Origin of the sequence: Stappia sp. 28M-7 (genome assembly GCF_014252955.1) — a bacterium.
GTDB lineage: Bacteria > Pseudomonadota > Alphaproteobacteria > Rhizobiales > Stappiaceae > Stappia.
In genome coordinates, this window is record NZ_JACMIA010000001.1 from 3,509,350 (window position 1) to 3,533,679 (window position 24,330).

The following is a 24,330-nucleotide window of genomic DNA, read 5'->3' on the forward strand; positions in this document are numbered from 1 at the left end:
CGCAACTTCCGGATTTGTAAGCCGCGTCTCGATTTCTGGCGAATTCGGAACGGAATTTTGCAAAAATCGTCGCAAAATTCGCGCAGGCCCGAATGACGATCTCAAGAAACCGGATGCCGGGGATAACCGGCATCTCCCGATCTCGGCCACGGCCGATGATCCGCGAGTTTCGGCGCCCGGGCCCTGCCCGGGCGTTTGCATGTCGGCGTCGTGCCGACGCGCGGGGCTTGCCCGCAACCGGCGTTTTTCCCCAGAACCTGCGCAATATCCGTCTTCCTGCGGAAAGATTCTGTAAGTTTGCCCCGTTAGGTTGAGGCCAAGGGTGTGGCGCGGCCGGGCCTCGCACCAGGCGCGAGAGGCCGGCCGGCATCGGGGGGACAGATTTCATGGGCAAGCTCTTGCAGCACCGCGCAGGCGGCCGGACGGCCGGAATTCTTGCGAGCGCCGTTGCAATCGCCGCAAGCGCGGCCCCCGCCGCCGCCCAGAACGCGACGGCGATGGAGATGGCAGCCGATAAGCCCTTGGTACGCCTTGGACTTGAGCTGCGGGCAGCCCTTGGCAACACGCTCGATGCGGCAGCCGCAATGCCCTCCATGATTTCCGCCGCCATTGCCGGGCAGGCCGGGGACAAGCCCGACTGGCTTGCGGCGACGCTTCTCGTTCTCGCCGCCGCGCTGATCGCCGGCAGCCTGGCCCTGCTTGCCGGCGAGCGCTGGCTTTTCGCCCGGCTGCTGCCGCCCCGTCCGCCGGAGCCGACCCGTGCGGCTCGCATTTCCCGCCTGATCGCCCGCGCGTTCGCCATGGTGTTGGCGTTGGCGCTGTTCTATGGCGCGGCTCTTGCCGTCGCCTTCCTGCTGGCCTCCCACCATGCGGCGGGCCGCGTTACCCTGCTCATCGGCCTGCAAAGCGTTGGAATCCTTCTGCTTCTGCGCATCGTTCTGACCGCGGTCCTGTCGCCCTGGAACGGGCCGATCCGCATGCTCGCCCTTGATGACGCCAGCGCCGCGAGCCTCTATCGCTGGCTGATGGCGACCGGCGCCGTCTCCACCCTCGCCATTGCGCTGCACGAATGGCTGGATGCCATGGGCCTCGATCCAGGCGGCCACAGGCTGCTTGCGATCCTCTCGGTCGGCCTGACCTGCCTGATGCTGTCCGCGGTCGCCGTCGCCCATCGCGGCGCCCTCGGCCGGCTGCTCTCCGGCGGTCCGGCCGGCGGGGACAACGATCGCCGCCGGATGCTCCAGCGCGTCTGGCTGCCCCTGCTCCTGGTCTATTTCCTCGCCGCCTTCATCGTCTCCTCCGGCCGGCTTTTGCTGGAGCGCGAGGCCGCCATCGGCCTCGTCGGCGCGCCCGTTCTGGCCGGGGTGATCTGGGCGGCCGCCTACGGCCTCATGGTGCTTGTCATCGACCGCCTGCTGCTCCCCCGCCTCGACAGCACCGACCGCCAGACGCAGCGCAGCGAGGATTTGGCCCGGGCAGAAGAGGCCGCGGGCGAGCATCCCGACAGCGACGCGGTTGCGGCCCAGGCCACCGCCGAGGCGGTAGAGGCCGAGGGAGAACGCTCGCCCTACCGCGACCTGCTCGACCACGGCGCGGCGATCCTGTCGGCGGTGATAGCTCTCGCCTACGTGCTCGCACGCTGGGGGATAGATCCGCGCGACAAGAGCTCCATCGTCGGAAACCTCTTCGAGATCGGCGTCGTCACCTTCCTTGCCTATATGTGCTACCGGGCGGTGCAGCTGACCATCGACCGGCAAATCAACCGGGAGCGCGCGCTCTCGGGCGGGCGCAGCGAGGAGATGGAGGTGGGCGGCGTCGGCGAGAGCCGTCTTGCGACCCTGCTGCCGATCTTCCGCCATTTCCTGCTGATCACCATCGTCGTGATCGGCGGCATGATCGTGCTGTCGCAGCTCGGCATCGACATCGCCCCGCTCTTTGCCGGTGCCGGCGTCGTCGGCCTTGCCGTCGGCTTCGGCGCGCAGACGCTGATCCGCGACATCTTCTCCGGCGCCTTCTTCCTGATCGACGACGCCTTCCGCAAGGGCGAGTATATCGATCTGGGCAGCGTCAAGGGCACCGTGGAAAAGATCTCGATCCGCTCCATGCAGCTGCGCCACCACAACGGCCCGCTGAACACCGTGCCCTTCGGGGAAATCAAGCATGTGAAGAACTTCTCCCGCGACTGGGCGGTGATGAAGCTGGCTTTCCGCGTCACCTACGACACGGACGTGGAAAAGATGCGCAAGCTGATCAAGAAGTTCGGCGAAGGCCTGATGCAGCATCCCGACTACGGACCGAAATTCCTCCAGCCGGTGAAGTCTCAGGGCGTCACGGCGCTGGAGGATTCCGCCATGATCGTCCGCGTCAAGTTCATGACCCGTCCCGGCGACCAGTTCGAGCTGCGAAAGGTGGTCTATTCCGGCATCCGCGACCTGTGCGAGGCCAACGGCATCCACTTCGCCCATCGCGAGGTGACCGTGCGCGTCGCCCAGGATCCGTCCGATCCGCGCCAGTTCTCCGACGCGGAAAAGCAGGCGATCGCCGGCGCGGTGCGGCCCCTGCTGGATCAGCCTGCCGCGACGAACCCGCTGACGGATGCCTCGGAATCGCGATGAAAACAGCGGTTCTGCAGGCACAGAGCCATCCAGCGGGCCGGGAGCCTGTCCGCCACGCCCCCTGCGCCGTACCGGGGACAAGCAGCACACGTCACCAGCGCGGCGGCGCCCTCCGCCATGTGGACGGGCGCACACGCACAGCATCCGGCCCTTGCCTTAAGGGCGATACAGGTATAAAGATATCTTTATATCTTCCTGCGAGATCGCATTTCGAGCGGGACCGCCTTTCGAGGATGCGCATGACCACCAACGCGAACACTGCCGGCATGACTGCCGCCACCGGAGCCGGCGAGCCCTTGCTCAGCGCCGAACAGCTGCTGGCCGGCCTGCGCACGGTCGGCGAGGATACGCGGCTGCGCCTTCTCGCCTTGCTGGCCGACGGCGAGCTCACCGTGAAGGATGCGACCGTCATTCTCGGCCAGAGCCAGCCGCGCATCTCGCGCCATCTCAAGCTCCTGACCGAGGCCGGTCTCGTCCAGCGCTTCCCGGAAGGCGCCTGGGTATTCTATCGGCTCGGCGACGGCCCGATGGGCGATCTCGCCCGCCTGCTGCTGTCCCGCCTCGACCCGCAGGACGCGGTTCTGGCCGGCGACCGGGTGCGCCTTGCCGCCACCCGCCGCGCCAAGGCCGAGGCTGCCGCCGCCTTCTTCGCCTCGCGCGCCAAGACCTGGGACCAGGAGCGTTCGCTGCATGTGCCGGAAGCAGCCGTGGAGCAGGCCCTGCGCGAGATGGTCGGCGAGCGGCCGTTCCGCTCGCTGCTGGATCTTGGCACCGGCACCGGCAGCCTGATCTCGCTTTTTGCCGGCCAGTACGAGCAGGCGGTCGGCCTCGACGCCAGTCACGACATGCTGACCGTCGCCCGCGCCAATCTCGCCCGCCAGGGCCTGCGCAACGTGCAGGTTCGCCAGGGCGACATCTACGCGCTCAACATTCCGGCCGAAAGCCACGACCTGATCACCCTTCATCAGGTGCTGCATTTCCTCGACGACCCGGGCCGGGCCATCGAGGAGGCGGCGCGGGTGCTCAGGCCCGGCGGCCGGCTGCTCATCGTCGACTTCGCGCCGCACGAACTGGAGTTCCTGCGCGATCAACACGCCCATCGCCGCCTCGGATTCTCGCGCGATCAGATGGACCGCTGGCTGCATGCAGCCGGCCTCGAAGTGGTCGAGACCCGCGACCTCAACCCGGAAGCGGGCGAGGCCGACCGGCTCACTGTCACCATCTGGCTCGCCCGCGATCCGCGGATCATTTCCGATCTTCCAGAACTTAGCCTGACCCAGGAGGTCGCCTGATATGTCATCGCCCGAGAGATTCCGCCGCTTCGAGCTGGACCAGGGAACCGGGGTTTCCGTCTCCTTCGAATTCTTTCCGCCGAAGACCGACAAGATGGAAGCCTCGCTGTGGTCGGCCGTCCAGCGGCTTGAGCCGCTCGGCCCCTCCTTCGTCTCCGTGACCTACGGCGCCGGCGGCTCCACCCGCGAGCGCACCCACCGCACGGTCGAGCGGATGCTGACCGAGACGCGCCTGGCCCCGGCCGCGCATCTGACCTGCGTCGGCTCCTCCCGCGCCGAGGTGGACGAGATCGTGCGCGCCTATCACGAGATCGGCGTGCGCCACATCGTGGCCCTGCGCGGCGATCCGCTGGAGGGACTGGGCGCCATCTACCGTCCGCATCCGGATGGCTACGCCTATGCTTCCGACCTGGTGGCCGGCATCCGCCGCGTCTCCGACGATTTCGAAGTGTCCGTCTCCGCCTATCCGGAGCGCCACCCCGAGAGCCCCGACTGGTCGGCCGAGATTGACAACCTGAAGCGCAAGGTGGACGCCGGCGCGACCCGCGCGATCACCCAGTACTTCTTCGACAACGACCTGTTCGAGACCTTCATGGAGAAGGTGCGCGCGGCCGGCATCAACATCCCGATCGTTCCGGGCATCCTGCCGATCGTCAATTTCGAGACGACCATGGTGTTCTCCGCCAAGTGCGGCACCTCGATCCCGCACTGGCTGGCACGGCGCTTCGCCGGCCTCGACCAGGACGCGGAGACGCGCAAGCTGGTCGCCTCGGCGGTGGCCTGCGAGCAGGTGCTGGACCTGGTTGACCGCGGCGTGACCGACTTCCACTTCTACACCATGAACCGCGCGGACCTGACTTTCGCGATCTGCCACATGCTGGGCCTGCGCCCGGCTCCCCTGGAACAACAGGCGGCCTGAGACTGATCATGCAAGACAAGACCAAGACCGCGGCGTCGGCCCTGACCGCTGCCGCGCGCGACCGCATTCTCGTCCTCGACGGCGCCATGGGCACGATGATCCAGGCGCTCAAGCTGGATGAGGCCGGCTATCGCGGCGACCGGTTCAAGGACTGGTCGCAGGACGTGAAGGGCAACAACGACCTGCTCAACCTGACGCAGGGCCCGGCGATCCGCGACATCCACGTCGCCTATCTGGAGGCCGGTGCCGACATCGTCGAGACCAACACCTTCTCCTCCACCACCATCGCCCAGGCCGACTACGCCATGGAGGAGCTGGCCTACGAGCTGAACCTCGTCGGCGCCCGGCTTGCCCGCGAGGCCTGCGACATCGTCACGGCCCGCGACCCTGCGCGCCCGCGCTTCGTCGCCGGCGCGCTCGGGCCGACCAACCGCACGCTGTCGATCTCCCCGGACGTCAACAATCCGGGCTATCGCGCCGTCACCTTCGACGAGATGCGGGAAGCCTATGCCGAGGCGGTGCGCGGCCTGATCGACGGCGGCTCGGACATCCTGCTCGTCGAGACGATCTTCGACACGCTGAACGCCAAGGCCGCTCTCTTCGCCATCGACGAGGTGCTGGAGGAAAAGGGCGTGAGTCTGCCGGTGATGATCTCCGGCACGATCACCGACCTGTCCGGCCGCACCCTGTCCGGCCAGACGCCGGAGGCCTTCTGGTACTCGGTGCGCCATTCCAGGCCGTTCTCCATCGGCCTCAACTGCGCGCTCGGCGCCAAGGAAATGCGCGCCCACGTAGCAGAGCTTTCGCGCGTTGCCGACACGCTGGTCTGCGCCTATCCGAATGCCGGCCTGCCGAACGAGTTCGGCGAGTATGACGAAAGCCCCGAGGCGATGGCCGAGCTGGTCGGCGAGTTCGCCGCGAGCGGCCTCGTCAACATCGTCGGCGGCTGCTGCGGCACGACGCCGGATCATATCGGCGCCATCGCGCAGGCCGTTGCCGGCCACGCCCCGCGCAAGCCGGCCGAACCGCCGCGCCGCATGCGCCTGTCCGGCCTCGAGCCCTTCGTGCTGACGCCGGAGATCAACTTCGTCAATGTCGGCGAGCGCACCAACGTCACCGGATCGGCCCGCTTCCGCAAGCTGATCAAGGAGGGCAACTACGCCACGGCGCTGGAAGTCGCCCGCCAGCAGGTGGAGAGCGGCGCCCAGATCATCGACGTCAACATGGACGAGGGCCTGCTCGACTCCAAGGAGGCGATGGTCACCTTCCTGAACCTGATCGCCGCCGAGCCGGATATCGCTCGCGTGCCGGTGATGATCGACAGCTCCAAGTGGGAGGTGATCGAGGCCGGCCTGAAATGCGTCCAGGGCAAGGCGGTGGTGAACTCCATCTCCATGAAGGAAGGCAAGGACGCCTTCATCGCCCAGGCGAAGCTGGTGCGCCGTCACGGCGCCGCGGTCGTCGTCATGGCCTTCGACGAGCAGGGCCAGGCCGACACCCAGGCCCGCAAGACCGAGATCTGCCAGCGCTCCTACGAGATCCTGGTGAACGAGGTCGGCTTCCCGCCCGAGGACATCATCTTCGATCCGAACATCTTCGCCGTCGCCACGGGCATTTCCGAGCACGACAATTACGGCGTCGATTTCATCGAGGCGACCCGCTGGATCCGCCAGAACCTGCCGCATGCGCATGTCTCCGGCGGCGTGTCCAACCTGTCCTTCTCCTTCCGCGGCAACGAGCCCGTGCGCGAGGCGATGCACTCGGTGTTCCTGTACCACGCGATCGCGGCCGGTATGGACATGGGCATCGTCAATGCCGGTCAGCTCGCCGTCTATGACGACGTCGATCCGGAGCTGCGCGAGCTCTCCGAGGACGTGGTGCTCAACCGGCGCTCCGATTCCACCGACCGGCTGCTGGAGATCGCGGAGCGCTTCCGCGGCCAGGGCGGCAAGCAGAAGGTGCAGGACCTGTCGTGGCGCGAACGCGCCGTCGAGGACCGCCTGTCCCATGCGCTGGTCAACGGCATCACCGACTATATCGAGGAAGACGTGGAAGAGGCCCGCGCCAAGGCTGCGCGCCCGCTGCACGTCATCGAAGGGCCGCTGATGGCCGGCATGAACATCGTCGGCGACCTGTTCGGCGCCGGCAAGATGTTCCTGCCCCAGGTGGTGAAGTCCGCCCGCGTCATGAAGCAGGCCGTGGCCTACCTGATGCCCTACATGGAGCAGGAAAAGCTCGAGCAGGGGCTCGAGGACATGCCGAGCGCCGGCAAGATCCTGCTTGCCACCGTCAAGGGCGACGTCCACGACATCGGCAAGAACATCGTCGGCGTCGTGCTCCAGTGCAACAATTTCGAGGTGATCGATCTCGGCGTCATGGTGCCGGCGGCCAAGATCCTCGAGACCGCGCGCAAGGAGAAGGTGGATGTGATCGGCCTGTCGGGCCTCATCACCCCGTCGCTGGACGAGATGTGCCACGTGGCGGCCGAGATGGAGCGCGAGGGCTTCGACCTGCCGCTGCTGATCGGCGGCGCGACGACCAGTCTCATCCACACGGCGGTGAAGATCCATCCGAACTACCGCCGCTCCCAGGCCGTCTACGTGACGGATGCGAGCCGCGCGGTCGGCGTGGTGTCGAAACTGCTGAACAAGACGGACCGCGACGGCTATGTCGAGGCGCTGCGCGCAGACTATGCCAAGGCGGCGGAGGGGCACTCGCGCTCGCGCGGCCAGTCCCGCCGCACCAGCCTGGAAGAGGCGCGCAAGAACCGCTTCCGCCCGTCCTTCGACAGCTACCGGCCGCAGCGCCCCTCGTTCCTCGGCATCCGCCCGATCGAGGTGCCGCTGCAGGATCTGGTGGATGTCATCGACTGGACGCCCTTCTTCTCCACCTGGGAGATCAAGGGCACCTATCCGGCGGTGCTGACCGACAACCGCTACGGCCCGGCTGCCAAGGCGCTCTATGACGATGCCCGCAAGATGCTCGACGAGATCGTCCGCGACAAGCTGGTGCAGCCCAAGGGCGTCGTCGGCTTCTGGCCGGCGGCCGCGCGCGGCGACGACATCGTGCTCTACGAGGACGAGGAGCGGACCCGCGAGCGCACCGTGCTGCACACGCTGCGCCAGCAGATGGCCCGCGCCGAAGGCACCCGTGCCAACGTGGCGATGTCCGACTTCGTCGCGGCCGAGGACAGCGGCATCCCCGACTGGGTCGGCGGCTTCGCGGTGACCTCCGGCCACGGCGAGGAGGAGTTCATCTCGCGCTACGTCAAGGCAGGCGACGACTACAACAAGATCCTGGCCCAGGCCCTGTGCGACCGTCTCGCCGAAGCCTTCGCGGAGAAGCTGCACCAGATCGTGCGCACCTCGCTTTGGGGCTATGCCCCGCAGGAGGACGCGAGCGTCGAGGAGCTGATCGGCGAGAAGTATCAGGGCATCCGCCCGGCGCCGGGCTATCCGGCCCAGCCGGATCACACGGAAAAGGGCACGCTGTTCGAGCTGCTGGACGCCACGCAGACTGCCGGCATCCAGCTGACCGAGAGCTATGCCATGTGGCCGGGCTCGTCGGTCTCGGGCCTCTACTTCGCCCATCCCGACAGCCACTATTTCGGCGTCGGGCGCATCGAGCGCGACCAGGTCGAGGACTATGCCCTGCGCAAGGGCTGGGACCTTGCCACGGCCGAGCGCTGGCTCGCCCCGATCCTGAACTACGATCCGCACAAGCTGGAGGCGGCGGAGTAATCCGCCCCCTCGCAGCCTGCTGCAGAAAACACGAAGGGCGGGACCATGGTCCCGCCCTTTGTCGTTCAACGCTCTGGTTCGAGCCGCCGATCAGGCGACGCGGCCGTGCCACTGGCTCAGCAGCAGGCGCGCGGACTGCGGCTTGATGCCCTTGTAGCGGTCGAGGATGCGCGTGCGGTCCTCGGCCTGCAGGCGGTAGCGCCACGGCCCCATGCCAAGCAGTTTTTCCACTGTTGAAAGTGCGAGACCTGCCGCCTTGGCGACAATCAGGAACGGATCCGTGTCGGTGCGCACCATCCAGTGTTTGGCTTCCTCGATGCCGATATCACCGATCATCGCGAAGGTCGCGACCGCCTCGGGGAACCGGTCTTCCTCGGCAAACCGAACCAGCGTGTCCTCATTGATGCCGGGTCCGCGGGCCAGCGCATACACGCGGCCGATCGCGGTCTCGAAGTCGTAGCGGCCCAGCCAGAACTCGTTGGACAGCTTCTGCGCGGCGACACGGGCGGCACGCGGGACCTCGCCGCCCTCGGACGTGCTGGTTTCGAGCAGGCGCATGCGCACCCGCTCGCTGGCCAGCGCCGCCAGTGTCGACACCGCACGCTCGTCAAGGTCATCGCGGTCGGCAAGCGCCATCTGCAGGTCCTCGTCGAGGCCGGAAGACTGGATAAGCCCGAGAACGCCGCGGGCGGAAAGGCTCGCGCCGCCATTGCGCGCCACCGTGCGATGCACGGCCGCGCTGCCGGTCTCCACCAGAACGTCGGTGACCATCTCGGACAGGATCTCGCGGGCAGCGATGGCGACCTTGTGGTCCTCGCCGCGCTTGAGCGCGATATTCACCAGGTCCGAATCGCGCAGCACGGTGGACTGCTCCAGCACCGGGCGGGCAACCTCGATCTCGTCGTCGGCAAGACGGCGGATGGTTCCCTCCGGTGCCCGGCGCAGCGAGGCCAGACGGCCGGCGATGAAGGCGCGGGCCTGCATCTCCACCATGTCGGACAGGCGCACCAGCACCGCGTCGTAGACCTCGATCTGCTCATCCGAGCATTTCTCGGACGTCAGCGAGAAGAGAGTCGCCACATTGCGCGCAAGCTCGTTGCGCCGCGCCATGTCAGGCTCGTTCGCCAACGCCTCGAAGTTCACGAGCTCGGTATTTGGCATGTTTGACATTGCTATTTCCCCGACCGAGAAGCTTGATTTCGGCGTGAATAGCACGAGTCGATTAAACAAAAAGTCGACGGGAACAGCTCATTACTTACCTATATTTTATGAAAACACTTGATAAATACAAAGTAAGTTCGATTAAAATTTGAATCGTCGCAGGATGCGGCAAATCGCGAGCAGACGACGGCAGGAAGGCGTGGGATAACTGCCGGCAAGGAACGCAAGGGATCATCGGTGCGGAGGCCAAGGTGAGCGACAGATCTGACGATGAAACGGCAGCACGGCCCGGCGAGGAAGCGTTCGATCACGACCCGGCGCAAGGGCCGTTCGACGCCGGTCTTGTCTTCATCGGACATGTTGAAACGCCCTGGACGACGCGGGCCGAGTGCCCGCGCAACGGCCGCGCCACCGATGCCGTCTGCCGCGTCCGTCTCAAGCCGGAATATCGCAAGGGGCTGAAGTCGGTGGAGGAATGCAGCCACCTCATCCTGCTGTACTGGATGCACAAGGCCCGCCGCGATCTGGCGGTGCTTGCGCCCGGCTTTGCCGATGAGACCCATGGCTGTTTCGGCCTGCGCGCGCCGGTTCGCCCGAACCCGGTGTCCCTGTCGGTCGTGCAATTGCTGGACATGACCGAGGACGGCTTCCTGGTGCGCGGTCTCGATTGCCTGAACGGGACGCCGCTCGTCGACATCAAGCCCTATTTCGCAACCACCGACAGCGTGCCGGACGCGCAGGTGCGCTGGCGCGAGCGGCTGAAAGAGACAGGGGTGATCAGCCCGCCGGGCGACGCCTGAACGACAGGACCCGCAATCGCACCCACTCGCCTGCCCCGCGTATCGCTCGCGCCGCCGGCCGCTCCACGCCCACGGTCAAAAGCAGCGCCACAAGCGCGATCACAGCAAGAATGACAATGGCTGAAACGCCAAGCCCGAGCGCCGGCGCCAGCAGGAAGAAGCCCGCATAGCCGATGTGCTGGTGCAGCAGGTAGAACGGATAGGTCGCCCGCCCGGCCACCGCGACCGGCCCGACCGGCAGCCAGGGTGCGTCCAGCCGCGTTGCCAGCGCCAGAACGAGGAGCGAGACGGCGACGATGCCGGCAACGGCAAGCGGAGAAAACGGCTCGCCGCGATAGAGCTCGACCAGTCCGTCTGCGAACAGGATCGCTGCGGCGACGGCCTGCACGAAGGCCGCGGCAAGAACGAAGATCGCCCCTGCCTCCCCGCGTTCGCGCGCCCGCAGCATCATCCCGAAGGCGAAGAACCCGGCGAAGTCGGTCAGCAGAAGCCGGCGGAGGATGTCGCTGTCGATCACGGTCTGGTCGAGAGCTGCAATCGCCAGCCAGCCGAGGGCGATGGCGACCTGATGGCGCGACCACAGGCCGACGAGCATCAACAGCCCGACCCAGCCGTAGAACAGGATTTCGGCGACGATGGACCAGTAGGCCCCGTCCATGAACGGCTGGCCGAGAAACGGCGACAGCATGGTCAGGTTGGCAAGATACTGCGGCAGCGACAGCGGGAAGCCGAGCGCCGGCACGGCAAGGGTGACCAGCGCCGTGAGCGTCATCGCCACCACATAGACCGGCCACAGCCGCGCGATGCGGGCAACGGCGAAGGTGAAGGGATCGCGCCCTTCCGTCGAGATCGAGATGACGTAGCCGGAAATGGCGAAGAAGACGGAGACGCCGAGATAGCCGAACCGCGCCCAGTCGCCCGGCTCGCACGCCCCGGCGACAGGCCCGGCCTCACCGGTCACCTGCATGCGAAAGCCGTAGTGGAACCAGGCGACCGCCGCCACGGCCGCAACCCGCATCAAGTCGAGACCCGGCCGTCTTGCCGCAGCACTCATTACATCCCCCTCGCCTCAGGCCCCGAGTATCGCCATTTTCCGGTTAAGGGGAATTGAAACGGCAGGCCATCCGCCTGATCAGCACCAATCGCATTGAAGGCTGCCCGCGATAAGTTTATCCAATGACAATGATCACGCTTCGCCAGCTGCGCTATTTCGATGCGCTCGCCCGCCACCTGCATTTCGGGCGCGCCGCCGAAGCCGTTGCCGTGTCCCAGCCGGCACTGTCCATGCAGGTGCGCGAGCTGGAGGCGACCCTCGGCATCGCCCTGGTGGAGCGCCGCACCTCGGGAATCCGCCTGACGGCGGAGGGAGAGGAAATCGCCCGCCGGGCGCAGCGCATCCTGTCCGAGACGCGGGATCTTCTCGACTATGGCCGGCACGCCAGCGAGGTGATGAGCGGGACGCTCCGCCTCGGCATCATTCCCTCCATCGCCCCGTATCTCCTGCCGCGCATCCTGCCGACGCTGACCCGGAGCCATCCGCATGTCGAGCTGCAGCTGCGCGAGACGCTGACGCAGGCGTTGGTCGGCGAACTGCTGCAGGGCGAACTCGACGTCATCCTGGCGGCCCTGCCCGTCGCCGGCGCCGAATTCGAAACCCGGCCGCTGTTCCAGGATCGCTTCCTGCTGGCCGTGCAGTCGCGTCCCGATCTCGACGAACGCCAGCGCGTCGACCCGCGGACCGTCAACGGTTCCTCGCTGCTGCTGCTGGAAGAAGGGCACTGCCTGCGCGATCAGGCGCTGAACTATTGCGAGGGATTGCAGCCGACCGCCCGCTCCGGCTTCGGCGCCACCAGCCTGTCGACGGTGATGCAGATGGTCGCCGCCGGCTATGGCGTGACGCTGCTTCCCGAACTCTGCGCCTCGGTGGAGGTGCGCGACGAACGGGTGGCGCTGCTGCGCTTCGAGGAACCGCAGCCGCAAAGGACGGTCGGGCTGGTCTGGCGGCGCTCCTCCCCGCGCAAACGCGACTTCGAGGCACTCGGCAGCTGCATTCTCGAAGCTCTGGATCCCGGCGCCCAGCTTCTGCCGCCGCTCGCTGTCGGCGAGGATTTTCGCACCGGACAGCGCCCCGATGCCTGAGCGGACCAGGCCGGCATGATCCTAGGGCGAAAAGCCTCGGGCGGCACCCGCCGCCAGAAGGAGATGCGCAAGGCGCTGCGGGTGACGGTGCCGCGCATTCCTTTCGCGGATGCCGAACCGGTGCTGGCCGGGGCGCTCGCCCCGCATCTGCGGCACCTGCCGCCTTCCGTGGCCGTGTGGCTCGCGCTCGTCGCCCATGTCCGCCATGCCCATAGCGACTACGACGCGCTGCTCGACGACGGCTACGAGCGCGACGCGGCCCGCTATTTCGCGCTGACCTCGATCAACGACACCCTGCTCGACTGGGGCGCGACACGGCAGGTCAGTGCCGACGAGGACGAGATCAGCGAGGATTGAGGGCGAACTCTCAGCGATAGAGCCAGTGCTCGGGAATATGCGCGGTGACCGCCTCGCCGGGACGGATGACGCCGGGCCGTTCCACATAGGCGACGAGACCGCGGCGGCGGCGCGCCGTCTTGGGGAACAGCAGGTCGAGCCCCTCGCGGTCGGGATAGTGTTCGGCGATGGAAGCCCCGGCGATCCGGCAGGGCATGTTGTCGCCATCGACCCGGAGCACCGCGCCGCCAGCGAAGACGAGACGCGTGCGCGGCGGGACCAGAGACAGGCGCGGCAGGCCCTCCAGAAGGACGTTGCCGCCGATCCACTCCGCCTCGATGCGCGGGAGGCCCATGTCGGCTGCGACCTCAGCCAGTTCCTCGGCGGACAGGATCGACACCTGTCGCTCGTTGCACATCTCGGTACCGCGCGGATACCAGGGCTCGCGCGAGCCCGAGCGGCGGGTGTAGCCGGTGTGGCGCCCTCCGGGGATGCCCTCGAAGCAGAGCTTCAGCGCCGCCGTCCAGGTGGTGCGGAAATCATCCGGCGTCTGGGTGGCGAGCACCTTGACCGTCGTTGCTGCGAGCTTGCGCGCCGGCACGCTGTGCAACTCGTCCATGTGCTCGCGTCCGAACAGATCCGCCATCGCTCACCTTCCTGCCTCATCGCCCGCAGGCAAAACCGGTGCGGGAAACCGAGGGATACAATGAGTCCTACGGCGAGGAAAGCCGCCCCCTGCCGCCGGGAAGGGGAGCGGAAACGAAAACGGCGGCGCGAGAACCGCGCCGCCGTCTCCTGCCAGAAGGGCGTTCCGCCTGCGCCTCAGCGCGTCAGCGGCTTGTACTTGATGCGGCGCGGATCGGCCGCATGGGCGCCGAGGCGACGCACCTTGTCCTTCTCGTAGTCCTCGAAGTTGCCCTCGAACCACTCGACATGGCTGTCGCCCTCGAAGGCGAGCATGTGGGTGGCAAGACGGTCGAGGAACATACGATCGTGGCTGATGACCACGGCGCAGCCGGCATAGTTCTCCAGCGCGTCCTCGAGGGCCGCCAGCGTCTCGGTGTCGAGGTCGTTGGTCGGCTCGTCGAGGAGGAGGACGTTGGCGCCCTGCTTCAGAACCTTGGCCAGATGCACGCGGTTGCGCTGGCCGCCCGACAGGTTGCCCACCTTCGCCTGCTGGGCCGGGCCCTTGAAGTTGAAGGACGAGCAATAGGCGCGCGAATTGATCTCCTTGCCGTCGAGATAGATGATCTCGTGGCCGTCGGAAATCTCTTCCCAGACCGTCTTGTTCGGGTCGAGCTTGTCGCGCGACTGGTCGACATATCCAAGATGCACGCTGTCGCCGATGGTGACGGTGCCCGAGTCCGGCTGTTCCTGGCCGGTCAGCAGCTTGAACAGGGTCGTCTTGCCGGCGCCGTTCGGGCCGATCACGCCGACGATGCCACCGCGCGGCAGCTTGAACGTCAGGTTCTCGATCAGGAGGCGGTCGCCGAAGCCCTTGGAGACGTTCTCCAGATCGATGACGTTGTTGCCGAGCCGCTCGCCGACCGGAATGAGGATCTGCTCGATGGTCGGCAGACGCTCTTCCTGCTTGGCCAGCAGGTCCTCATAGGCACGGATACGCGCCTTGGACTTGGTCTGGCGGCCCTTCGGCGACATACCCATCCACTCGCGCTCGCGGGAGATCGCACGCGAGCGGGCCATGTCCTCGCGGCCCTCCTGCTCCATGCGCTTGGTCTTCTTCTCCAGATAGACCGAGTAGTTGCCCTCGTAGGGGATGCCCTGGCCGCGGTCGAGCTCCAGAATCCAGCCCGTGACGTTGTCGAGGAAGTAGCGATCGTGGGTGATGATCAGCACCGAGCCCTTGAACTCGCGCAGATGCCGCTCCAGCCAGTGCACCGTCTCGGCGTCCAGGTGGTTGGTCGGCTCGTCGAGCAGCAAGAGGTCCGGCTCGGAAAGCAGCAGCTGGCACAGCGCCACGCGGCGGCGCTCGCCGCCCGACAGGTTGTCGACCGCAGCATCGGACGGCGGGCAGCGCAGGGCCTCCATCGCCATCTCGACCTTGCTCTCGAGGTTCCACAGATCCTCGGCGTCGATGATGTCCTGGAGCTTGGCGCCCTCTTCCGCCGTCTCGTCGGAATAGTTCATCATCAGTTCGTTATAGCGGTCGACGATCGCTTGCTTGTGGGCAACGCCCAGCATGACGTTCTCGAGCACCGTCTTGGTCGGATCGAGCTGCGGCTCCTGCGGCAGGTAGCCGATACGTGCGCCCTCGGCCGCCCACGCTTCGCCGGAATACTCCTTGTCGAGACCGGCCATGATCTTGAGCAGCGTCGACTTACCCGCGCCATTCGGGCCCAGGATGCCGATCTTGGCGTCCGGGTAGAAGGACAGGTGGATGTTGTCGAGGACCTTCTTGCCGTTATAGGCCTTCGACAGACCGTGCATGTGGTAGATGAACTGGCGCGCCATAGGTGCTTGCCGCTCCATTCTGGACATGAGGGGAAACTGGCCGCTTCTTAGTCGATGGAGGCCTTCGGGGCAAGGGAAAGTCCCCGGACGCCAGCCCCCTGGCCCCGCCTGGCCCGCTTTCGCGCCCCGCCCGCTCCCGCATTGCCGCCACCTTGCAGATGTGCCGGATCGGCACGACGGGCGCCTCCCCCGCGTTTACCTCCCGTTCACCGTCGACCAGCATTCTGGCGACGGGCTGGGCGCTCAGAAGGATTCAAGTCATGCGTATCCCGAGACCGGCCGGTCTTGCCGGCATTCTTGCTCTCTCCCTGCTTGTCGCGGCCTGCGGCTCGAACCGTTTCGAGCGCGGCGTGACGGGTGGCGCAATCGGCGGTGCAGCCGGTGCAGGCGCGCTGGCCCTGGCCGGCGGCCCCGTGCTGGTCGGCATGGCGGCAGGCGCCGTCGGCGGTGCAGCAATCGGTGCGCTGACCAACGAGTGCCAGATCGACCTCGGACCGCAGCGCCCGAACAACTGCTGAGACGCCGGCGCTACCGCGCCGAGGCAGGCTTTCCCCGCACAGACACACCGTCGGGACCGGCATGTCCAAGGACATGCCGGTCCCGCGGTTTTCGCGCGTCCGGAAGTTACCGGCGCACCGATCGCAGGCGCTCGCCCAACGCCCTGATATCGCAAGCATCTTCCGGAAACTGCCGCTGCATCCAAAGCCAATCGAGAAGCAGAACCCCTGCAACAAATGACGATAGCCAGATTTACCTTGAGCACCTGTACATAATCAGGTCATATTTTCGCCAAACAAGCAGGACCAATAGCAAAAACAAGGTTGATCCAAAGCCGGCGCGAAACGGGGCGGACAGAGATTTGCTTGTTCCGAAGGACACAAGACGGAGCTTCTTCAGGCGGGAGAAGAAGAACATCCTTTTCCTGCATGTGCCGAAGTGCGGCGGATCCTTCGTGGAGCAGGCGTTCCTGCCCTGGATCCGCAAATGTCCCTCGCGCCGCCTCCGCGATGCCCGCGGTCACCTCACATATCGCGAATACTCCGAGGTCTTCGATCGGCACCGGGTCGACCTCTCCGCCATGCATGTCTTCACTGTCGTGCGCAATCCTTGGGACTGGCACGTTTCCTGGTTCCACTACCTCAAGGAAGATCGCGGCCGCGGCAGGTCCGGCATGCCGACGGAGGTGGAGCTGTTCCAGAGCTTCGACTTTTCCGACTACCTGCGCTGGCTGGCGGACGACGAGGCGCCGACCTCCCCCACCCGCTACATCCGCAAGCAACAGCTCGACTACCTGACGGATGCGAACGGCAGGCTCGCTGTCCACCGTGTCCTGCGGCAGGAGCGACTGGCGGAAGACCTCGCGAAGATGACCGCGGATCTGCACCTGGCCGTCACCGTTCCCGAGAGCCGCGCCAACCAGTCCTCGCATGGCCACTATCGCCAGTATTACGATGACTTCGGGATCGATCTGATCGCACAGCGTCACAAGGACGACATCAAGACCTTCGGCTATTCGTTCTGAAGCGTCCTGAAACGGGCTGCGGACTTGCAATTCGCCGTCCAAGCTGCAATGGCTCAGCCGTTCCGTCCCTATCGCGAGTTCACGATCCCCAATGGGCTTCAACCTGATCCGTTTCGCCCTCGACCCGCACTATCGGGCCGTCAAGCGCTGGAAACTTGCAAAAGGCGACGACCGCCTGCTGACCGACGTGCCGCTGGACGGAAGTTCGCTGGTTGTCGATGCCGGGTTCTACAAGGGCGACTTTTCCGCCCGCATCTCCCAGAAGGGATCGCCGACGGTCCTGGCCTTCGAGCCGGCGCCCGAATTCTGCGAACGCGCCCGCCCGTTGCTTGCTGCCATGCCGAACGTGACGCTGGATTGCGCCGGCCTGTCGGACTTCAACGGCACGGCGAAGCTCGTCTACGACAACGACGGCAGCAGCACCCAGCGACAGCAGCAGGGCGAGAGCGTCGAGGTGCAGCTGCGCCGTGCCTCCGATATCGTGCGCGCGGCCGGTCGGCCGGTCGACCTGATGAAGCTCAACATCGAGGGCGACGAGTATCCGGTTCTGGAAAACCTGATTGCCGAAGGCCTGATGGGCGAGGTGCGCCATCTCGTGGTGCAGTTCCACCTGATCGACCAGACCAGCCGCCAGCGCTATGAGCGCATCGCCGAGGGCCTGTCGAAGACCCACGATCTTGCCTGGCGTTATCCGTTCGTCTGGGAACGCTGGGACCTGCGCGACAGCGTCTCGCCGAGCAGGTAGAGGCGGCGGCGAACGCCGTCGCTGAAGCGCAGCCGGCGGCCATCGAGATGGCCGACCGTGCGCGGATGGGCGTAGGGGCCATAGATGTAGCCCCCGCCGACATAAAGGCACAGCCCGCCTTCCAGCCCGACCGAGCTGCCGTCCGGCCCCTTCAGCAGCGGCAGCACCACCTCGCGATACCGCGCAATGTCGAGAATATGCGGATTGTTCGACCGCCCGCTGATCCGGCACAGCGGAAAATCGGCATCGCCCGCCGGCTCCATTCCCAGATCGTAAGCCGCCGGCCGGTTCCGCCGCTTGTTGAAGCGCAGGTAATCGATACCGCGGGCCCGCATCTCGTCCACCATCTGGTCGAGCGAATGATGGATTCGGCTCTTCACGAAGACGAAATCGTGTTCGAGCTGCATGGCATAGTCGCCCTCGCACACTTCGAGCGAGCGGGCAAAGCCGTCCAGCATCCCGTTGGTTTGCACCAGCTCGAAGGGGATGTCCGGCAGCCCGTCGCGGATCGTCGCGACCCAGGCCTCGAACATGTCGGGATTCGGATTGGGATCGATGAAGATGCGGGTGACGATGCGGTGGCGGCTGTCCTTGCCGAAGACATCGAAAAACGAGCGCACGGCATGCTGAGCGAGGCAGTGGGAAGGATCCCGCGATGCCACGTTGGTGAAGACGTTGAGGTTGAAGACCTCGGACTTCATGCGGACTCCATGCTTGCTTTCCCGTTGCGCCGACCGTAAGCGTGGCGCGTCCTTACCTATTTTGCAGCCTTATAGGTGGCCCGACGTGTCAAAGCCAGTCCCGCGACGCTGGATGAAGCGGCTGGACGCCGTGCTGATGCCTGCTCCCTACCGGGCGCTGGCAAGCCGCCTGATGCTGCCTGCCTGGCCGCGGGCGCGCCTTGCCGAAAGCCGCGTCGAGCGCATCCGCGAGGACGTGACCTCGACCCGGCTGGGCGCTGATCGTGTCGGTTGCCTGCGCGTTGCCGGCCCGCTCGACATCGATCCGCTCTCCGGTCTTCTCTTCGACGATGCCCGCCTGGTTTCCCCCCAGCCGGGCGAGGAACTTCTGCCCTGGCCGCAGGCCCGGCCGGATGTGACCCGCCGGCTGCGGATGAACCCGGTGATGCGCCCGCCGCTGAGCGTGCTGCATCATGGCGACGACGGCTCGCTTGCCGCCTTCTGCTCCGACGTGCTGCCGCGCTTCTTCGCGCTCGACCATCTGGAGCTGCCCCAGGATCTCCTCCTTGTGGTTCCGGTTTCCATGGGCATGACCGACCGTTTCCAGGACGCGATCACCGACGGCGTGTTCCGTCCCCGCCCTGTCGAGCTGATGCGTCAGGGCCGGGTCACCCGCTCCGATACGGTCTATGTGATCGAGCGCCCGCTCGGCCATGCCGGCGTTCTTGGCCGGATCGCCGCACGCCTTGCCGAGGTCTATCCGGTAGACGAGACGGCAGACGCTCCGGTGGATGTGCTGCTGTGCGAGGGCGGCCCCTCGCGCGCCGAACGGTTGCTGGCAGGCCATGCAGATTTGCGCGCGGCGGTGGCGGAAGGCCGCCTCAAGGTCGTCGACCCGGCCGATCTTCCCTTGCGCGCGCTGGTGCAGCGCCTGCGCCGTGCCCGCACGCTATTCGCCCCGTCCAGCGGCGAGCTGTCCGCAGCCGTACTGGCCGGCGGTTTCCTCCAGCGTCTCGTCGAAATCGCCGCCCCGTCTGGCCGGACCGATCCGCGCCCGTCAGTGATCGCCGCCGGGCTGGGTCTCGATCTCGAGCGCCTCGCCTCCCGGTAAGATCAGGCCGCGTTGGTGCCTAGCCGCGCTCGAACAGCTCCACATGCAGCCGGTCGGCCGCCCGCCGGAACGGCCTCAACGCCTGCGTGAGCCGGCGATAGGGTGCGCGGGCCGGCGGGCGGATCGCCTCCGCCTCGGCCAACAGGGTCGGCGCCCCCTCCCCGCGCCCGGCAATCACCTTCTGGAGCACCGGAAACACCTGATGCTCCTCCATCAGCCGGCGGCGGTTTTCGCGCATCGCCTCCTGCACCTCGGGCCGCGATACCGGATCGGCCTCCAGCACGTCCAGGAGCGTCTTCAGCGCCGTCCGGGGCCGGGTGATGTCCAGCGCGGTGAACCCGAGCGGATCGAAATAGGTCTCAACCCCCGGGCCGCCGGCGATGATGGGATAGGTCCCGGCGAGGAGCGGGTCGGCGAGCTTCTCCGTCCAGCAATGCGGATCGAGATTGTTTTCCAGGACAAGGTGATAGCGATAGCCGTCGAGGCCCTCGGCCTTGTCGGCGACCTCGCGAAAGCCTCGGCCGTAAATGTCGAGTCGCTCGCCCAGTATCGCCTTGGCACGCCGCAGGAAGCGAAGCCTGCGGACCTGGTTGCGGTTCAGTGTCTTGGTCGAGCAGACGGCGGAAATCAGTCCGCGCGCCGGCTCGCACGGCACGGGACGCGCGGCAAGTTCTGCAAAGCCGAGCCGCGTCGCCCCGCCAGCGGAGGCCCCGAGCCCCGTCCCGTAGAACCAGGGCGAGGACGGCTGCATGTGAAGGGCCTCGCCGTCGAAGCCCGGCAGGGGTGAGGATGTGACGGCAATTCCGAACTGCGAGATGAAGGCCGGATCGTAATGCTTGATCGACACCGGCTCGGGCAGGAAGACGATGCGGCGCTCGCGCGGCAACCGCGTCGCCAGCCCCCGCGGCGGCTGGTCGTAGACCACCAGCCAATCCGCGTCCTCCCCCGTGCCATTGCCGGGCGCAAGCCGGATATCGTCCCAACATCCGTCTCCCTCGCGGCTCTGGCGCAGGAGAAAATCAAACGATTGCGCTGCCGCGAGCTGAATGACGGTCATGCCCGAAAAGCCATATGTTGCGAGTCCCGCTGGAAAATTCGACTTCCGCAGCGTTACCGCATGGCGACGCCTTGGCAAGGCCGGAATGAAAAAAGGCCGCCGCCGGAAGAGGTTCTGGCGACGGCCGTCGATCATGACGTCGTATGCATGCTCTTAGCGGATATAGGGCGAGATGCAGGGACGACGCGGCCCGTTATAGGGCTGGAAGCTGTTGTCATAGGCCCGGTAGGACCGGTACCGTTGGTTGCACCAGGCAAAATGGGCCCTCGGAAAGCCGCGCGCACGCGGCCGCACGCGATAGCGCGGACGCGGTGCATAGACCGGCGGACCCCAGCGATACCGCGGGCGCCAGCGGTGGCGCGGACGCACCCGGTGCGGCCGGCCGCGATGCCAGGTCTTCTCGACAAGGCCGCCCTGACGGGCATCGGGCGCCACATCGACGAGCGGAGCAAGCGCCCTCGCAGCATTGCCGGCTGCGGCAGCCTCGGCCGGCGCACCGGATCCGAAGCCGATCATGGAGGCAACGGCAATCGCCGCCACCGCGCAAGTGTGTCTGAAACGCATGGTCCTGTCTCCTTTCGGCCTTGCGGTCCGGACCGCTGGTCCGGCAGCAGGCGCTGCCGGCGGGGGAAAGCGATACGGACAATCTCGCGGCGCCTTGCAGAGGTCTTCCGCGACACGACCCGACGCCTCGGCGTCGCACACCATCGCGATCAGCGATCATGATGGAAGAAGTTTAGTCCCGCGAGCAGGGCAGGACTGTGACGCAGATCATGCCGGCGACGTTCACATCCTAGAACGCTGCGTCGCCTCGGGAAGTTCCGCACATCTTGCCATTTGGCGTGAAAATACTATATCCTGTCAAATGACAGGAGACCTCCATGCCCGCACTTCGCCCCGTATCGCCCGTAACGCCCGAACCGCTCCCCCAGTTTTCAACTGCGGAAGTCCGCGCCATGCAGCGGGCGGTGGTCAATCTCTTCGAGCGCTGGGGGATCACCGACGAGCAGGCCAGCCGTCTCCTCGGCGATATCTCGGTACGCACCTACCAGCGCTGGAAGGCGGGCTCGCCCGGCCGCGCCGGCATCGACCTTGCCGAGCGCATGTCCAACCTCCTGGGCATCCACAAGGCCCTGCGCCTGCTGTTTCGCGAGGCAGAGCGCGGTTATGGCTGGGTGACGCGCCCCAACGCGGACTTCGCGGGCCGCTCCGCCCTCGACGTGATGCTGGACGGACGCATCACCGACCTGATGCGGGTCCGCCGCTATCTCGACGCCAGACGCGGCCAGTGGTGACGATGTCTCCGCCCCTGCCCGCAAGCCTTGCCACCACGCGGCTCGCCTGGCCGCGCTATCACCGGCTGATCAGCTCCGCCTATCCGCCCATCGACCTGTTCGAGGATATTGCCGACCCGGCCGACTGGGAACTGCTCGCCGCCGCCGAGGCGAAAAGCAATCCGCGTGTCGCCGAGACGATCGGCTCGCTCGACCTCGTGCCGCCGGCGCGGCGGGTCAGCGGCCCCGGCGCCTCTTATGTGATGGCCCCGTTCACCCATGTCTCGCCGGAGCGCAAGGGACGGTTCCACGACGGCAGCTTCGGCGCCTTCTATGCGGCAAAGGCCTTCGACACCGCGCTGTTCGAGGTTGCCCATCATCAGGCGCGGTTCTTTGCAGCCACGGGCGAGGCGCCCGGCTGGATCGCCGACATGCGCGAACTGGTCGGGGAGATCGATGCGGAGCTGGTCGATCTGACCGCCGGAGATCCGGCCATCGCCCCCCTGCTCGATCCCGACGACTATGGCCCCTCCCAGGCCTTTGCGGCGGAAGCGCGCGCCGCCGGACACAACGGCATCGCCTATCCGAGCGTGCGCCATGCGGGTGGCACCTGCTTCGCGGCTTTCCATCCGGATGTGATGAGCGTGCCGATACAGGCGAGCCACCTCACCTGCCACTGGGACGGTGCCCGCATCGACATGGTCAAGATCCATGAGGCAGCGGGCGAAGACCGGCGTGGCCGGATCTTCCGCATCGAGGCCTGACCTGCAGCCTCAGGCCGGCAAGGTCTCGCCCGTTTCCACCCTGTCCCGGCCGTTCCTCTTGGCCGCATAGAGCAGCTTGTCGGCCACCGGCAGAAGCTCGTCGATACCGCGCCCATCTCCCTGCGGAATGGAGAGGAGGCCGATGCTTGCCGTCACCACCAGGAAACCGCCATTCTCCAGCGGGATGGGAGTGCTGACCAGGTTGCGGATACGCTCCGCGAGCCCCAGCGCGTGCTGCGGGCTGCAATTGGGCACGAGGATGGCGAACTCCTCGCCGCCCATGCGCCCCAGAAGATCGCCGGTGCGCAAACATCCTCTCGCATGCTCGCCGAAACAGGCCAGAGCCCTGTCCCCTGCCGCATGACCGAACCGGTCGTTGACCGCCTTGAAGTGATCGAGATCGACCATCATCAAGGCGAAGGGAACGTCTGCGCGCTTATCCAGAATGCCTTGCGCGGTCGCGCGGAAGGAGTCGCGGTTGCGCGCGCCTGTCAGCGGGTCGTGCATGGCCATGTGATGGAGACGCGCCAGCAACTCGTTGCGGCCCTGCATGACGCAGGCGAGCATGATCGGCGCGAGCGCGACCAGCGAAATCCCCAGCCGGATCGAGACCAGATCCACTTCGTTGTCCGGGACGAACTGGCTGCCGACCAGGCCCGTGGATACGGCAGCGAGCGTCCACACGCCGGAAATCAGGGTGAGAGCCGCTGTCGGGAAGATGGGGTAGACGATCGCGCACCAAAGCAGGGCGGGAACCGGAAAGGCGACGGAGCCGGCCCCGCCGATCAACGACGCGGCGCCTCCGGCTGCGATCACCGCCAGAACGGGCAAGATATCGGCGCCCCGGATGGAAAGCCGCGAGGTCTTCCAGCGCCCGGCCAGCGTCGCCAGGGGCGGAGCCGAGAGCAGGACGGGCAAGATGGTGACGTAGTTGACGAACTCCGTGGCGAACCAGAACGACCAGCCGGTCGCAATGCTGCGCTGAAACAGCAGCGGGTTCGCCAGCATGCCGAACAGACCGGCAGAGGCCGCCGCCGCAGCAGCAATGAAGGCCAGCCAGAGCACGGATACCGGCTCCTTGAGCGCGCGTATCCTGTCCGGATGCCACAAATGCACGGCATACCCCACGCCTACACCGAAGAGGTTCGCGGCGGTGAGAACCGCAGTCATCTTGAGCGACGAGCCGGTCATCAGATCTGCGGCCATGTAGGCGATCGCCGCGCAAATCCAGCCGGATAGCCGCGCCGCTCCGGGCACGCGGATGAGCATCGCGAGCAGGATCGCGTTGGCGGGCCAGAGAGTCGCAAGGAAATCAGCCGGCCGCGTGTAGATGCCGAACAGGCAGGCAACCAGAACCACCGCCCCTATCAGCAGCGGCGTTCCCAGAGCAAGCGCGCCGCGTCGCCCATCGGCGCTTCTTTCAGGCGAAGTATCGGCACTCAAGGACACGGCGCCTCTCACAGCACGGTTTGCAACCCGGCTCCCCTCGCGGAAACCAGATGAGAATTATGCGACATTTTGAATGAGATCAACGCCGAGCTGGCGGATACATTAATAAAAAGGACAAATACGAAAATATTCTAAATTCCCCCTGTCAAAACAAAGCAAAATCCCAGAAAAGTCAAATAAAAATCAGCAACCCCGGCACCAACGACAGCCTCCGCAGGAGAGCTACGCTTGTCACTGGACGTAGGGGAAAAGCA

At 66.3% G+C, this 24,330-nt stretch carries 21 protein-coding genes; 13 read left to right on the forward strand and 8 right to left on the reverse strand.

Annotated features, from left to right (window positions below):
• Window positions 1–386 precede the first annotated feature (386 nt).
• The 4 genes from H7H34_RS15710 to metH all read left to right on the forward strand — a co-directional run bounded on the left by H7H34_RS15710 (window position 387) and on the right by metH (window position 8,566).
• The gene (locus tag H7H34_RS15710; RefSeq protein ID WP_185925726.1) at window positions 387–2,615 is read left to right on the forward strand and encodes a mechanosensitive ion channel family protein; all 2,229 of its coding nucleotides are present in this window, start codon (window positions 387–389) and stop codon (window positions 2,613–2,615) included.
• A 239-nt stretch (window positions 2,616–2,854) separates the two neighbouring features.
• Entirely contained in the window at window positions 2,855–3,907 is a 1,053-nt protein-coding gene (locus tag H7H34_RS15715; RefSeq protein WP_245165097.1) for an ArsR/SmtB family transcription factor, read from the forward strand.
• Window position 3,908: 1 nt separating this feature from the next.
• On the forward strand, window positions 3,909–4,826 hold the full coding sequence (gene metF, locus H7H34_RS15720) for a methylenetetrahydrofolate reductase [NAD(P)H] (protein ID WP_120267117.1): 918 nt from the start codon (window positions 3,909–3,911) through the stop codon (window positions 4,824–4,826).
• 8 nt (window positions 4,827–4,834) lie between these two features.
• Window positions 4,835–8,566: a methionine synthase gene (gene metH, locus H7H34_RS15725; RefSeq protein WP_120267116.1), complete on the forward strand. Its 3,732-nt coding sequence runs from the start codon at window positions 4,835–4,837 to the stop codon at window positions 8,564–8,566.
• 90 nt (window positions 8,567–8,656) lie between these two features.
• Here metH and H7H34_RS15730 read toward each other — a convergent pair whose 3' ends face one another.
• Window positions 8,657–9,736 carry a DUF2336 domain-containing protein gene (locus tag H7H34_RS15730; RefSeq protein WP_185925727.1) on the reverse strand — a complete coding sequence of 360 codons (1,080 nt, stop codon included), beginning with the start codon at window positions 9,734–9,736 and terminating at the stop codon, window positions 8,657–8,659.
• Between the two features lie 242 nt (window positions 9,737–9,978).
• On the opposite strand from H7H34_RS15730, the gene tsaA reads away from it, so the two are divergent.
• Window positions 9,979–10,527 carry a tRNA (N6-threonylcarbamoyladenosine(37)-N6)-methyltransferase TrmO gene (tsaA, locus tag H7H34_RS15735; RefSeq protein ID WP_120267114.1) on the forward strand — a complete coding sequence of 183 codons (549 nt, stop codon included), beginning with the start codon at window positions 9,979–9,981 and terminating at the stop codon, window positions 10,525–10,527.
• On the opposite strand, the gene H7H34_RS15740 is transcribed toward tsaA, so the two are convergent.
• Entirely contained in the window at window positions 10,505–11,581 is a 1,077-nt protein-coding gene (locus tag H7H34_RS15740; protein ID WP_185925728.1) for an acyltransferase family protein, read from the reverse strand. The genes tsaA and H7H34_RS15740 overlap by 23 nt on opposite strands.
• Before the next feature lie 122 nt (window positions 11,582–11,703).
• Here H7H34_RS15740 and H7H34_RS15745 point away from each other — a divergent pair, with 122 nt between their 5' ends.
• Together H7H34_RS15745 and H7H34_RS15750 are read left to right on the forward strand one after the other, a co-directional pair.
• Entirely contained in the window at window positions 11,704–12,666 is a 963-nt protein-coding gene (locus tag H7H34_RS15745; RefSeq protein WP_371811406.1) for a LysR substrate-binding domain-containing protein, read from the forward strand.
• Between the two features lie 15 nt (window positions 12,667–12,681).
• The gene (locus H7H34_RS15750) at window positions 12,682–13,023 is read left to right on the forward strand and encodes a DUF2293 domain-containing protein (protein WP_185925729.1); all 342 of its coding nucleotides are present in this window, start codon (window positions 12,682–12,684) and stop codon (window positions 13,021–13,023) included.
• Window positions 13,024–13,033: 10 nt separating this feature from the next.
• Here H7H34_RS15750 and H7H34_RS15755 read toward each other — a convergent pair whose 3' ends face one another.
• Window positions 13,034–13,648: an MOSC domain-containing protein gene (locus H7H34_RS15755; protein WP_120267110.1), complete on the reverse strand. Its 615-nt coding sequence runs from the start codon at window positions 13,646–13,648 to the stop codon at window positions 13,034–13,036.
• Window positions 13,649–13,824: 176 nt separating this feature from the next.
• Window positions 13,825–15,474, reverse strand: coding sequence for an energy-dependent translational throttle protein EttA (ettA, locus tag H7H34_RS15760; protein WP_120267109.1), 1,650 nt, complete (start codon window positions 15,472–15,474; stop codon window positions 13,825–13,827).
• Window positions 15,475–15,734: 260 nt separating this feature from the next.
• Here ettA and H7H34_RS15765 point away from each other — a divergent pair, with 260 nt between their 5' ends.
• The 3 genes from H7H34_RS15765 to H7H34_RS15775 all read left to right on the forward strand — a co-directional run bounded on the left by H7H34_RS15765 (window position 15,735) and on the right by H7H34_RS15775 (window position 17,741).
• Complete coding sequence (locus tag H7H34_RS15765) at window positions 15,735–15,992, forward strand: hypothetical protein (protein WP_185925730.1); 258 nt, start codon at window positions 15,735–15,737, stop codon at window positions 15,990–15,992.
• A 341-nt stretch (window positions 15,993–16,333) separates the two neighbouring features.
• Window positions 16,334–16,996: a sulfotransferase family 2 domain-containing protein gene (locus H7H34_RS15770; RefSeq protein ID WP_185925731.1), complete on the forward strand. Its 663-nt coding sequence runs from the start codon at window positions 16,334–16,336 to the stop codon at window positions 16,994–16,996.
• 91 nt (window positions 16,997–17,087) lie between these two features.
• A complete protein-coding gene (locus H7H34_RS15775) occupies window positions 17,088–17,741 on the forward strand; it encodes an FkbM family methyltransferase (protein WP_185925732.1) in 654 nt (217 codons plus the stop codon).
• Here H7H34_RS15775 and H7H34_RS15780 read toward each other — a convergent pair.
• A complete protein-coding gene (locus H7H34_RS15780) occupies window positions 17,684–18,442 on the reverse strand; it encodes a hypothetical protein (RefSeq protein WP_185925733.1) in 759 nt (252 codons plus the stop codon). The two genes, H7H34_RS15775 and H7H34_RS15780, sit on opposite strands and share 58 nt — an antisense overlap.
• A gap of 85 nt (window positions 18,443–18,527) precedes the next feature.
• Between H7H34_RS15780 and H7H34_RS15785 the strand changes: the two genes are divergently transcribed.
• Window positions 18,528–19,532, forward strand: coding sequence for a glycosyltransferase 61 family protein (locus H7H34_RS15785; RefSeq protein WP_185925734.1), 1,005 nt, complete (start codon window positions 18,528–18,530; stop codon window positions 19,530–19,532).
• 19 nt (window positions 19,533–19,551) lie between these two features.
• Here the strand turns inward: H7H34_RS15785 and H7H34_RS15790 are convergent, their stop codons facing one another.
• Window positions 19,552–20,589 (reverse strand): hypothetical protein, encoded by a 1,038-nt coding sequence (locus H7H34_RS15790; RefSeq protein ID WP_185925735.1) that lies wholly within the window; start codon window positions 20,587–20,589, stop codon window positions 19,552–19,554.
• Between the two features lie 153 nt (window positions 20,590–20,742).
• Window positions 20,743–21,153, reverse strand: coding sequence for a BA14K family protein (locus H7H34_RS15795; RefSeq protein WP_185925736.1), 411 nt, complete (start codon window positions 21,151–21,153; stop codon window positions 20,743–20,745).
• A gap of 317 nt (window positions 21,154–21,470) precedes the next feature.
• Here H7H34_RS15795 and H7H34_RS15800 point away from each other — a divergent pair, with 317 nt between their 5' ends.
• Window positions 21,471–21,884 carry an MbcA/ParS/Xre antitoxin family protein gene (locus H7H34_RS15800; RefSeq protein ID WP_185925737.1) on the forward strand — a complete coding sequence of 138 codons (414 nt, stop codon included), beginning with the start codon at window positions 21,471–21,473 and terminating at the stop codon, window positions 21,882–21,884.
• A 2-nt stretch (window positions 21,885–21,886) separates the two neighbouring features.
• On the forward strand, window positions 21,887–22,627 hold the full coding sequence (locus H7H34_RS15805) for an RES family NAD+ phosphorylase (RefSeq protein WP_185925738.1): 741 nt from the start codon (window positions 21,887–21,889) through the stop codon (window positions 22,625–22,627).
• 9 nt (window positions 22,628–22,636) lie between these two features.
• Here H7H34_RS15805 and H7H34_RS15810 read toward each other — a convergent pair whose 3' ends face one another.
• Window positions 22,637–24,076: a GGDEF domain-containing protein gene (locus H7H34_RS15810; protein ID WP_185925739.1), complete on the reverse strand. Its 1,440-nt coding sequence runs from the start codon at window positions 24,074–24,076 to the stop codon at window positions 22,637–22,639.
• Window positions 24,077–24,330 lie beyond the last annotated feature (254 nt).